Annotated in this window: 11 protein-coding genes and 2 tRNA genes; 8 read left to right on the top strand and 5 right to left on the bottom strand. The window is 59.4% G+C overall.

The window, feature by feature from the left end; all coding sequences use genetic code 11:
• Nucleotide 1: 1 nt before the first annotated feature.
• Nucleotides 2-253 (bottom strand): hypothetical protein, encoded by a 252-nt coding sequence (locus AC1Q61_RS07955; protein ID WP_003941570.1) that lies wholly within the window; start codon nucleotides 251-253, stop codon nucleotides 2-4.
• Between the two features lie 136 nt (nucleotides 254-389).
• Here AC1Q61_RS07955 and AC1Q61_RS07950 point away from each other — a divergent pair.
• Nucleotides 390-462 (top strand) — tRNA-Asn (locus AC1Q61_RS07950).
• A gap of 56 nt (nucleotides 463-518) precedes the next feature.
• Here the strand turns inward: AC1Q61_RS07950 and AC1Q61_RS07945 are convergent.
• Nucleotides 519-1,142, bottom strand: coding sequence for an HAD-IA family hydrolase (locus tag AC1Q61_RS07945; protein WP_223304513.1), 624 nt, complete (start codon nucleotides 1,140-1,142; stop codon nucleotides 519-521).
• A gap of 131 nt (nucleotides 1,143-1,273) precedes the next feature.
• Nucleotides 1,274-1,471: a hypothetical protein gene (locus tag AC1Q61_RS07940; RefSeq protein ID WP_003941659.1), complete on the bottom strand. Its 198-nt coding sequence runs from the start codon at nucleotides 1,469-1,471 to the stop codon at nucleotides 1,274-1,276.
• A gap of 177 nt (nucleotides 1,472-1,648) precedes the next feature.
• Here AC1Q61_RS07940 and AC1Q61_RS07935 point away from each other — a divergent pair.
• The 3 genes from AC1Q61_RS07935 (at nucleotide 1,649) to AC1Q61_RS07925 (ending at nucleotide 4,289) form a co-directional block, all read left to right on the top strand.
• Nucleotides 1,649-1,722, top strand: a tRNA-Ile gene (locus AC1Q61_RS07935).
• 932 nt (nucleotides 1,723-2,654) lie between these two features.
• On the top strand, nucleotides 2,655-3,059 hold the full coding sequence (locus AC1Q61_RS07930) for a hypothetical protein (protein ID WP_231783477.1): 405 nt from the start codon (nucleotides 2,655-2,657) through the stop codon (nucleotides 3,057-3,059).
• Nucleotides 3,060-3,770: 711 nt separating this feature from the next.
• Nucleotides 3,771-4,289, top strand: a complete 519-nt coding sequence (locus tag AC1Q61_RS07925; RefSeq protein ID WP_030536585.1) for a DinB family protein — start codon at nucleotides 3,771-3,773, stop codon at nucleotides 4,287-4,289.
• On the opposite strand, the gene AC1Q61_RS07920 is transcribed toward AC1Q61_RS07925, so the two are convergent.
• Nucleotides 4,290-5,762, bottom strand: a complete 1,473-nt coding sequence (locus AC1Q61_RS07920) for a mannitol dehydrogenase family protein (RefSeq protein WP_042450149.1) — start codon at nucleotides 5,760-5,762, stop codon at nucleotides 4,290-4,292.
• Between the two features lie 7 nt (nucleotides 5,763-5,769).
• Nucleotides 5,770-6,780, bottom strand: coding sequence for an NAD(P)-dependent alcohol dehydrogenase (locus AC1Q61_RS07915; RefSeq protein ID WP_492650887.1), 1,011 nt, complete (start codon nucleotides 6,778-6,780; stop codon nucleotides 5,770-5,772).
• Between the two features lie 139 nt (nucleotides 6,781-6,919).
• Here AC1Q61_RS07915 and AC1Q61_RS07910 point away from each other — a divergent pair, with 139 nt between their 5' ends.
• The 4 genes from AC1Q61_RS07910 (at nucleotide 6,920) to AC1Q61_RS07895 (ending at nucleotide 11,147) form a co-directional block, all read left to right on the top strand.
• Nucleotides 6,920-7,918 carry a sugar-binding transcriptional regulator gene (locus AC1Q61_RS07910; protein WP_042921924.1) on the top strand — a complete coding sequence of 333 codons (999 nt, stop codon included), beginning with the start codon at nucleotides 6,920-6,922 and terminating at the stop codon, nucleotides 7,916-7,918.
• Between the two features lie 63 nt (nucleotides 7,919-7,981).
• Nucleotides 7,982-9,334, top strand: coding sequence for an ABC transporter substrate-binding protein (locus tag AC1Q61_RS07905; protein ID WP_054187646.1), 1,353 nt, complete (start codon nucleotides 7,982-7,984; stop codon nucleotides 9,332-9,334).
• The gene (locus AC1Q61_RS07900; protein WP_492650867.1) at nucleotides 9,331-10,281 is read left to right on the top strand and encodes a carbohydrate ABC transporter permease; all 951 of its coding nucleotides are present in this window, start codon (nucleotides 9,331-9,333) and stop codon (nucleotides 10,279-10,281) included. Before AC1Q61_RS07905 ends, AC1Q61_RS07900 begins: the two co-directional genes overlap by 4 nt.
• Entirely contained in the window at nucleotides 10,281-11,147 is an 867-nt protein-coding gene (locus AC1Q61_RS07895) for a carbohydrate ABC transporter permease (RefSeq protein WP_007731137.1), read from the top strand. Before AC1Q61_RS07900 ends, AC1Q61_RS07895 begins: the two co-directional genes overlap by 1 nt.
• Nucleotides 11,148-11,167 lie beyond the last annotated feature (20 nt).

The raw sequence follows: 11,167 nt of genomic DNA, 5'->3' as shown, positions 1-11,167 counted from the left end.
CCTAGCGGTTTTTCTTCAACTGGTCGTGGGGGACCAGAATCGTAGTCTCCTCGTTGATCGGCTTCATCGGCTCGAGCTTGGGCTGAGTACTCAGTGAGTCGGCCAGCTTCTGCCGTGACGCGTCCAACACCTTCTTGGTGGCCGGACTGGTGGCCACCGCCTTCGCGGCCCGGCTGATCTGCTCGTATCGTGCGCGGCCCGCTTTGGTTCCCAGGACGTACCCAGCTGCAACACCGATCAACAAACGCATCATTCCTGCTTCCCTCCAGCACCGATCGTCCTGACTCCATCCTGCCTGATGACTCGCTGGGCAGGCGATTTGGTACTTCGGTGAAGGATTCGCTACAGTTTCTCAGGCAACGCCGGAACGGGCGAAGCGAGCAAGACAATCCCCTGTAGCTCAATTGGCAGAGCTTCCGACTGTTAATCGGACGGTTGCTGGTTCGAGTCCAGCCGGGGGAGCAGCAAAGCCCCTCACCTGAGAAATCGGGTGGGGGGCTTTCTTGTTTTGATCTGACCTAGTGCGCTCGCAGCAGACCCACCGATCGAAGTGCCGATTCGACGTCTGCCGCCTTGTTTGCTTGTTCGCCGCGAATTCCCAGCCGTCGAGCGCTGAGGACGTTCACCGGGTTGTCGTCGACGAAGAAGGTCTGCTGTGGACGCGCATCGAGCAACTCCAGCGCAGCCAGGAAGGCCGCAGGTTCGGGTTTGGTAGCTCCGAGCATGCAGGAGAAAACATGCTCGTCGATTGCCGATGGAGTTACGACACTCTCGATGGCGGCCAAGAGAACAGGTCCGTTGTCGGAGAGTGTGGCGACCACGACCCCCTCGCTTCGAAGCGCGATTGCGAGATCGATGACCGCGCGGTCCGGGATGAAGGCCTTGGCCCAGGCTCGGCGTAGCTCGTCGCGGTCACCAGGAAACCCGAGTCGTCGAAAGCGTTCCAGGATCGCGGTTTCGGAGTGAATGCCGAGATCGCATTCCTGGTCGAACCCGGACGCGAACACGAGGGCATGAATCTCGTCTTCCGTGACGCCGATGGCCGCAGCCAGTTCTGCGGCGCGACGGTCAGGCTCGAATCGACACAGCACACCGCCCAAGTCGAACAACACGAGTTCAGGTGGTCCGCTGTCGTTCGCCATGTCGGAGAGGATAGGCGGCATCAGCACCCGTGAACGCGACGCGAAGATATTGGCGACAGATACACCAAAGCCCGACGCAAGTGTCTGCGTCGGGCTTTCGGTGGAACCGTCGAACTGTTTGACCGGTGCGCCTACTTCGCTGCGCGATCCGACGGCTCGAACAGCCGGATGATGTGGCTGGGGTTGATGTAGTAGACACCATTCGGAGAATTGAGAACGAGAGTGTCTTCGGTGAAATCGGTGACGGTGCCGTTCAGTTTCGCGCCGTCGGACATGATGATCCGGATCGTGGCCTTCGAGTTCTTGAATTCGGTCAGTGCAAGCTTCATGTGGTGATCCTGTTCCGTGGGGTGTGCACTCCCACGGTATCGGCTCATCGCGCCTGTGCCGACCAACCTTGGAAGACTCGACTCGAAAGAGTGCAACGCGTCACCGCCTGCCCGATTGTGATCCGCGTCGGATGTGCCGGTAGCATTCGGATTCGCCGCGATGCATCGCATCCGGATGGGGCGGTAGCTCAGTCGGTTAGAGCCGTGGACTCATAATCCATTGGTCGCGGGTTCGAGCCCCGCCCGCCCCACGTTCAGTTGCCGTGAGCCCGCAGGTCAGACCCAATGACTTTTGTCGAAAGTCATGCTGCCGACGATCGCAACGGCGACAAGTGCGCAGAGTGCAATCAACAGGGCAGTTGCCCACAGGTAGTTGGTGCAGTTGCCCACACATAGTTGGTATTGAATCGCACGCAACGCGCATGCGGGTACGGCTGAGTTGATCCTTCGTGGCTACACAAGTAAATGTCGTACCGCGATCGTCGATCTCGGACGAGGTGAAAGTCTCGGATCCGGATACCCAATCCTCGACAAGTATCGGGAGCGCAGTGCAATTGGGCGCAACCGAGCGAGCGACGTGCCGGACGTGAAGGAAAAGTAGGTACCTATCCGGGTATTTCAGCGTATGTGCTCGACGTACAGAAGTGTCACGCTTTAGACGTGCCTACCGGTGTAGGTACAAGGCAGTCGAGCCGTCCCCCCCGCGGCTCGGCTGCACCCAAATGTTGACGCGCTGACCGGCAGCCGACTGTCGGAAACGACTCCACGCGAGGAACGGCAACGATAGTGGGCCCCGCAACTGCGGGGCCCTTTCTCTGTCTGAAAAGCGCTGTCGGACTTGGGCCATCACCATTGAGCACTTCGTGCTCGATCACTGGAAATGAGAGCCAACGAGGGCTGTCTCGCCGTCCTTGTCTGCGTCGGATCCATTTTGCCGAGCTTCGTGAATTGCAGAATCCGCAGCCCGCGAGAGCTCAGTAGTTGCCTTGATCGGGTGCAAAACCGGGCAATCGGAACAAAACACTTGTCGATGCGTTACAACTATTGTTAAAGTGTAACGACGAACTGCAAGTGAACAGCAACTTCAAGGTCTCGCTACCGGAAGCCGATGGGCGCCGGGGGAGATTCGTCTGCTGTCGATGGACGCGACGCCGTTGGGCGGCACGGATAAAGGCTCTGTGAATTGCGCCGGGTCGCACCCCTGATCAACCTGACAGACCAACGTAACGGAGAACATACTGTGACAATCAAGAACTCGATCGGGCCTGGTGTCGAAGCCGATCATGGAAACAGGCTGTTTGGCAACACTATTCGATCGCCTGAAGGTGAGGAACTGGTCCAGCGGCTGAATGCCATGTTCGAGCGAGCGAACAGCGCAGGTCAGGTGGTGAATCAACGAGAACTCTCGACCGTGCTTTCTGTGCGGAGATCCGAGGGTTCGCCGGTCGACCGGTCGATTCCGGCGCCTGACAGGCTGATGCATGCGATCGAGGGACTCTCGTACGAATCCCTTTCCCTGTTGATTTGTGCGGCCGAGCATTTACTGCGTTCGGAAGGGGTACATGTCGACTCGACGCCCTTCACGTGAGGGGCGACGAGACCCGTCGAGGAAATCGAAGTGATCGGTCCGTCGCCGACGAACGAGTATTTTGTCACGAACGGAATGACGTAGTTACGTCGTCGTTTGTAATTCTGTTGTGCGACCGGCGAATCAGGCCTCCGGCGTTGCTCGGTCGCACGATCCCGATTTCGCTGCTTCGAAGGCTTCTTGGGTGCGCTCACGCGCCTCAGCGTCGAATCCTCTTCAGTCGTCGTGCGGTCCGCTCGTGTCATCGCGGACTCGATCGATCGGTGACGCGGAATCAGTCGGAGTAGGTCCCAGTTCTTCGGCCGATCCGAGTATCGACCGGCAAATCTTGTCGACGGAGTCAGATGCCGATACCGGCACAGAAATACGGATCAACATTCACCTCGGGAAGCCGCATGAAGTGAATTGACTATCGCAGTCTGCTGTTGTGGTGTGAACGTTGCCCAGGCGCTGGCGGAACCCACGAGTTCAGGGACATCGTTCCATCCAGGGCTCTGTAGCCGGGCCAACGCCGCCTCGACCGTCCCGAAAACTTCGAGGTACGCATGTGCGTCGTCGCACGTGAAGGCGAGTTCGTGGGGTTCCGCGTCGCCCACGTCCCCGCCACACGAAGTAAGCATCAGCACGAATGGAGTCGCAATAGCGATCATGATTCGCTTCATCGGCCAATCGAAGCAGACTGACCCCGCCCTGGCGGACTATTCTCGATCCATGCCGATCACCCCGGATACAAAGAACTGGACCTGGGTCCTCGAACGCCCATGCGCCGAGTGCGGGTTTGATTCGTCCGCTGTGGCGTTCGCGGATGTTCCAGATCTTGTGCGTAGCAATGCCGTCTCGTGGGCCGAGGTACTGGAGCGAGAGAATGTGACGGAGCGACCGGACAGCGAAACATGGTCAGCGCTGGAGTATTCCGCCCACGTACGCGACGTGTTCCGGATCTTCAAGGTGCGGTTGGAACAGATGCTCGAATTCGACGATCCGCGATTCGAGAACTGGGATCAGGACGCAACAGCCGAGGCCGAGCGGTACAACGACCAAGATCCGGCAAAGGTGGCATCGGAATTGTCCGACGCCGCGGCGGAGGTCGCGAATGCCTTCGAAACCGTGCCAGAGGGTAGCCGCCAACGACGGGGTCTCCGCAGTGACGGATCGGCGTTCACCGTCGAATCGTTGGCGGCCTACTTCATTCACGATCCGATCCATCACCTGCACGACGTCTCGGTGTAGTCAGAGCCCGCGCACCTCCTCGAGGGTTCTTCTGGCTCCGACGGAGTGCAATGAGTCGAGGGTCTTTCGGAAGCTAGCGACAAATCGGCGATCGTCCACGAGATCGCCGAACACTTGGCGGTACCCGATGAAGGCCAACGGGTCGCTCGACTGTTTCTGGGCGAGCGGCACCAGAGTGTCCGACAGCTGATCGACGACGGTGATGGGATCTCCGTTCTCGTCTGTGCCCTCGGCGTAGCGGGCCCAGCTAGCGACAATTGCGGTGGACAGGTTGATCGACCCACCGGTGTCGAGTTGGTTCCGGATGACGGGCAACAGCCACTTGGGAATTCGATCGGACGACTCGGCACACAGACGTGCAATCGTGTCGCGGATCTGGGGGTTCGAGAATCTTTCGATGAGGGTCTTCTTGTACTGATCGAGGTCGACGCCGGGTACCGGGTCAAGGGTCGGCGTCGCTTCGAGATTCATGTAGTCGAGCAGGAACCCCGACAAGAGTTCGTCCTGGCATGCCTCGTGGACCAGGCGGTATCCGGCAAGGTAGCCGAAGTACGCGATGCCTTGATGGCCGGCATTGAGAAGGCGCAGTTTCATCAGTTCGTACGGGCGAACATCCGGCACGAGATTGACGCCGGCATTCTCCAGAGGTGGCCTGCCTGAGGTGAACTCGTCCTCGAGGAACCACGCGGTGAACGGCTCAGCCGCGACCGGCCACTGATCTTCCACGCCAAACGTCTCGGCGATCTCGGTGGTCACCTCGGCTGTCGTGACGGGTGTGATCCGGTCGACCATGGAGTTGGGGAAGGCGCCGTTCTCGTCGATCCACTCCGCAAGTTCGGGATCCTTCAGGGCGGCGAACGCTCCGACTGCCGTCCTGGCGACCGATCCGTTGCCTTCGATGTTGTCGCAACTCATGATCGTGAACGGGGCGAGGCCCCGGTCGCGACGGAGTGCGAGTGCCGCACAAATCAGACCGAAGGTGGTGTGGGGGAGTGTTCCCGGCTCGAGATCGTGCATTACATCGGGATCGGACGCGTCGAACTCACCCGTAGTGTGCGAGATGTTGTATCCGCCCTCGGTGATGGTGAGAGATACGATTTTCGTCGATTCGGATGCCATCTTTTCGATCACCGCCTCCGGATCCTCCGGAGCGAACAGGTACTCGACGATCGACCCGATGACCCGGGCCTCGAGGGTTCCGTCAGAATGCTTGAGCGCCAGCGTGTAGAGGCAGTCCTGCGCGCGGAGAGCGTCTTTCATCCGCTTGTCCGACGGCATCACTCCCACTCCGCAGATTCCCCAGTCGAAGCCCTCACCGCGTCGCAGGAGATCATCGATGTACATGGCCTGGTGTGCACGGTGAAAGCCTCCGACACCGAAATGCACTATGCCAGTAGTGACTTTGCTCCGGTCGTAGTTCGGCACTTCGAGTGCAGCATCGAAGTCGAACAGGGTCTTCGTATTGAGTTCCATGAAAGTACTAGTCTCCTTCGGCGACGATGACTACGGCTTTGATGCTGCCGAGAATGCGATCGGCCACCAGGGCCTCTTGCGACTGTTCGAGTGAAAAGCGTGCTGTGACCATCGAGTCCAGATCGACGCGCCCGGTAGCGACCAATGCGGCGGCGATCGGCCACGTGTTGGCGTACCGGAACACTCCGGTCAACATCAGTTCGCGATTCTGAATGATCGGGACCGGCAACGGTATCTCGTCGGCACCCATTCCGACCAGAACGACGGTTCCAGCGGGCCGAACTGCGTGAATCCCGTCGATCACTGCGGCCGTGGCACCCGACGCGTCGATGAATGCGTCGACGGCCAGCGAGCGTACGTCGCTCTCACGTGGATCAACGACGGTTGTTGCGCCGAATTTCAGTGCCACATCACGCCGGGCCGCGTCGATGTCCGAGACGATGACTTCCGTCGCGCCGAATGCCTTGGCCACCTGCGTCGTCACGATTCCTACCGGGCCGGCGCCGGCGATCAACACCCGAGAGCCGGCAGTGATCCCCGCCTTCTGGGCTGAGGCGATCCCTACGGAAAGTGGCTCGAACAGCGCAGCTGCCTCGTAGGACACGGAATCTGCGATGGGATGGGCGAAGTCGGCACCGATCGTGACGTAGTCGGTCAGCGCACCGTCGATCGGCGGCGTCGCGAAGAACTCCATATGAGGGCAGAGGTTGTATCTGCCTGCCTTGGATTCGGGACTTGTCGGATCGGGCTTCTGAGGCTCGATGGAGACACGCTGCCCGATGCGTCTTGGGTCGACGCCGTCACCGACCGCAGCGATGCGTCCCGATGCTTCGTGTCCGAGAACGAGCGGTGAGTTGACTACGTAAGGGCCGATGCGACCTTCGTGAAAGTAGTGCGCGTCCGACCCGCACACGCCCACGGCATGGATGCGAACGAGGACTTCACCCGCCTTCGGGGACGGTCGTGGTCTCTCGACCATCTGCATCTTTCCGGTCTCGACGAGGACATTTGCCCGAATTGTCGCAGGTAGATCGACGGATTCTCCGGAAACTGTTGTGTGGGTCACAACGTAGATGTTAGCTTAATGAGCATAAGAACATCTAGTGAGCATTTGCTCACGATCAAGAAACTTTGAACCTGATGCACAAGGAGACCGCGTGAACCAGTCGGCTCAGCCCACAGGACTCAAGACGTCGAAGTTGCCCGCTTCCGAAGATGTGCGGCTCGCCTTGCGGGCAGCGACCATGTATCACCTCGAAGGTGCCACTCAGGCGGAGATTGCAGCGAAGTTGGGCGTCTCGCGGCCGACAGCCGGGCGACTGTTGGCCAGGGCGCGGACGCAAGGTTTGGTCAGGGTCGAGATTTTGGTACCGCCGGAGCTCGAAGGTTCGGTGAACACGGAGTTGGAATCGAAGCTGGAGAAGCACTTCGGGTTGGCCGAAGTGTTGATCGTCCCCGAAGCGATTTCGGATGCGGACGACCCGGACTTCGACGCACTCGGTCGAAGAGCAGCGGAAGTTCTGGTTCGTCGTCTGCAGCCGTCGAGCGTTCTCGGGTTTACCTGGGGTCCGGAAACCGTTGCGGTAGCAGGATCTTTGCCAGACAAGGCCGCGAAGTGCTCGGCTGTGGTACAACTTGACGGCTCCATGACGGTGACCGACTACCAAACCGGTGTCGACTTCACCATCGGCCGATGTGCACAACAGTTGCAGGCCAATCCTATTCGTCTCAACGCTCCGCTGTATGCCGACCCGGCGACTGTGGAGTCGATGCGAAACGACTCGGTGATCTCGAAGGCGCTGCATGCCGGAACTGATTCCGACATCATGGTTTTCGGAGTTGGTGCCGTCTCGACTGCCACGACCTTGTTTGCCGGTAGCTTCGTCGACTCGACCATGCTGGACGAGTTGGAAAGTCGAGGCGCTGTCGGTGAAATCGGCGGCCGTTTCTACACGATCGACGGCAATCCAGTGGAGGGGCCACTGCCTGAGCGAACGGTCTCCGTATCGCTCGACGCAGTGAAATCCTGCGATCAGACGATTCTGATTTCGGGGGGAACACACAAACGCCAGGCCGTTCTGGGCGCATTGCGCGGAGGTTTGGCAAACGTACTCGTCACCGACGTCGAGTGCGCCCAGTGGCTGCTCGAAGGCTAGCGATCTCACGAGTTTCGCGGTCCGAGCGCGCGACTGACACGCAAGTGTGAAGGAAGGTAATCCGTGAAAACAGGAAGACGAGTGTGGGGCGCTGCCGCGGCGGCGCTCTGCCTCCTGGTGTCGGGATGTGCGGGCGCTGGTGCGCTCGGTGGTTCCGGCGAACGAACAGTCACCATCGCGATGGTGTCGAACTCGCAGATGCAGGACGCCATCAAACTGGCGCCGGCTTTCGAAGCCGAGAACCCTGGCATCGACCTCAAATTCGTCAGCCTTTCCGAGAACCAGGCGCGCGCCAAGATCACGGCCTCGACGGCAACCGGCGGCGGTGAGTTCGACGTCGTGATGATCAGCAACTACGAGACACCTCAGTGGGCCGCCAACGGTTGGCTCACGAACCTGTCCGAGTATGCAGACAAGACGCCCGGTTTTGACGAGGACGACTTCGTACCGTCGATCAAGACTTCTCTGTCATACGAGGACAGTATGTACGCGGTTCCGTTCTACGGGGAGTCGTCGTTCCTGATGTACCGCAAGGATCTGTTCGATCAGGCGGGGATAACAGTTCCCGAAGACCCGACGTGGCAAGAAGTCGCAGGTTGGGCAGCGCAGTTCGACAACCCGGATGCCAAGATGGCGGGAATCTGCTTGCGCGGAAAGCCTGGCTGGGGTGAGGTACTCGCACCGCTGAACACAGTGATCAACACCTTCGGTGGACGCTGGTACGACGAGAATTGGAATGCGCAGCTGACCAGTCCGCAGGTCGAGGATGCGGTTCAGTTCTACGTGGACACGGTCAAGGAGCACGGTCAGCCGGGTCCCGCCACAAGCGGATTCGGTGAATGTGCAACACAATTCGCGCAAGGCAACACGGCGATGTGGTACGACGCGACGTCGGCTGTGTCGGTTCTCGAGGACCCTGCGTCGTCGAAGGTAGTCGGCAACATCGGATATGCGAAGGCCCCGAAGGTCGAGAAGTCCGATCCTGGTTGGCTCTACACGTGGGCGCTCGGAATCCCGGAGTCGGCAAAGAACAAAGATGATGCCTGGAAGTTCATTTCCTGGATGACGAACAAGGACTACATCCAGAAGGTCGGAACCGAACTCGGCTGGTCGAGAGTTCCTCCGGGAAGTCGCCTATCGACCTACGAGATTCCGGAATATCAAGAGGCCGCACAGGCATTCGGTCCGATCACCCTCGAATCGATCAACAATGCAGATCCGAAAAACCCTACAGTGCAACCGGTTCCGTACACCGGCGTCCAGTTCCTAACCATCCCTGAGTTTCAGGACCTGGGCACTCGCGTCAGCCAGCAGATCAGTGCGGCCATCGCGGGTCAGAAGAGCGTGAAAGAAGCACTCGAACAATCCCAGCAGTATGCCGAGGTGGTCGGCAAGACCTATCAGGAGAACCGATGACTACGGTTGCCGAGCCCAGAACTACGGTGGACGACGCGCCACCGGTCCGTGTCGAAAAGAAGATCTCCCGCGCCGAGGGTTGGCGTCGTAGAGGTCCCCTGTTGCCGGCGTTGATCTTTTCGATCGTCGTCACCCAGATTCCGTTTCTGTTCACCCTCTACTACTCGACGCAGTCGTGGAACCTTGTCCGGCCGGGATCGCGGCACTTCAACGGGTTCGACAACTACATCGAGGTTTTCAAGGACAGTCAGTTTCGGGAAGTCGCGGTCAACACGGTCATCATGATCGTGGGGACGGTCATCGTTTCGGTGATCCTCGGACTCGCGTTGGCACTGCTACTCGACAGAGCCTTCCTCGGTCGCGGGATCGTGCGGACACTGCTGATCACGCCGTTTCTCATCACCCCCGTCGCTGGCGTATTGCTCTGGAAGACAACAATGTTCGACCCGGTGTTCGGTATCGTGAACTTCGTCCTCCAGCCTTTCGGTGTCGGCCAGGTCGACTGGGTCAGCAAGTTTCCGCTCGCCGCCGTCATGATCAATCTGATCTGGCAGTGGACGCCTTTCATGATGCTGCTCATTCTGGCCGGCTTGCAGTCCATGCCCCGAGACATCCTCGAAGCCGCACGGGTGGACGGAGCCAAGCCGTTTGCGATGTTCCGCGAACTGACACTGCCGCACCTGCGCCGTTTCATCGAACTCGGTGCAGTTCTGGGTGCGATCTACCTCGTGAACACCTTTGACGCGGTGTACATGATGACGTCGGGCGGGCCAGGCGTGGCCAGTTCGAACCTGCCGTTCTACATCTACCAGCGCGCGTTCCTCGGCTTCGACGTAGGTCAAGCTGCGGCGATGGGTGTCGTGACAGTGATCGCGACCATCATCGTGTCGACACTTGCGCTCCGATTGATCTTCAAGAGCTTCACCGGCAGCGAGGAGGCGGCGTGATGACTGCCGTAGAGACGACAAGCGTGACGACCGACAAACCCGTCGTCAAGAAAAAGAAGAGCAGTAAGTTCAGTCCGTGGTCGGTCGTGGCGTGGATCGCCGCTCTGGGATTCTTCTTCCCGGTCTTCTGGATGGTCCTGACCGCATTCAAGACCGAGGCAGACGCCTACACGGATCCGCCGAAGTTGTTCTTCACCCCGACGCTCGAGCAGTTTCGTGCCGTTCTCGATTCCGGTCTCGGCACGACGCTGGCGAACTCGGCATTTGCCACAGGAATGTCGACGATTCTTGTTCTGCTACTGGGTGTTCCGGCGGCTTTTGCGCTCTCGCTTCGCCCGGTGAAGAAGACTCAGGATGTGCTGTTCTTCTTCATCAGTACCAAGATGCTCCCAGTCGTCGCTGCAATCGTGCCGCTGTACGTGATCGTCAACGACATCGGATTGCTCGACAATATCTGGGCGCTGGTCATCTTGTACACATCGATGAATCTGCCGATCGCAGTGTGGATGATGCGTTCGTTCTTTCTCGAAGTCCCCGGCGAACTTCTCGAAGCTGCCAGCATGGACGGCGCGAGTTTGTGGACCTCGGTTCGCGAGGTGATCCTCCCGCTGATCTCGCCCGGAATTGCTGCGACTGCGCTGATCTGCGTGATCTTCTCGTGGAACGAATTCTTCTTCGCAGTCAACCTGACAGCTGTTCAAGCGCAGACGATTCCGGTCTTCCTGGTCGGGTTCATCACCGGCGAGGGACTGTACTGGGCTCGTCTCTCCGCGGCAGCGACCATGGCGGCATTGCCCGTCATCCTGGCCGGTTGGTTCGCCCAGAACAAACTGGTGCGCGGCCTGTCCTTCGGTGCAATCAAATAATTCTCCTCACCCTCTCAGGA

This window comes from Rhodococcus sp. MPR-R1B (assembly GCF_058793255.1).
The sequence above is the reverse complement of the archived record's forward strand: the minus strand, read 5'-3'. Positions and strand labels throughout refer to the sequence as shown.

Coding starts and splice junctions, on each gene's coding strand:
- AC1Q61_RS07955 (WP_003941570.1), bottom strand. CDS start 253: ATGATGCGTTTGTTGATCGGTGTTGCAGCTGGGTACGTCCTGGGAACC.
- AC1Q61_RS07945 (WP_223304513.1), bottom strand. CDS start 1,142: ATGGCGAACGACAGCGGACCACCTGAACTCGTGTTGTTCGACTTGGGC.
- AC1Q61_RS07940 (WP_003941659.1), bottom strand. CDS start 1,471: ATGAAGCTTGCACTGACCGAATTCAAGAACTCGAAGGCCACGATCCGG.
- AC1Q61_RS07925 (WP_030536585.1), top strand. CDS start 3,771: ATGCCGATCACCCCGGATACAAAGAACTGGACCTGGGTCCTCGAACGC.
- AC1Q61_RS07920 (WP_042450149.1), bottom strand. CDS start 5,762: ATGGAACTCAATACGAAGACCCTGTTCGACTTCGATGCTGCACTCGAA.
- AC1Q61_RS07900 (WP_492650867.1), top strand. CDS start 9,331: ATGACTACGGTTGCCGAGCCCAGAACTACGGTGGACGACGCGCCACCG.
- AC1Q61_RS07895 (WP_007731137.1), top strand. CDS start 10,281: ATGACTGCCGTAGAGACGACAAGCGTGACGACCGACAAACCCGTCGTC.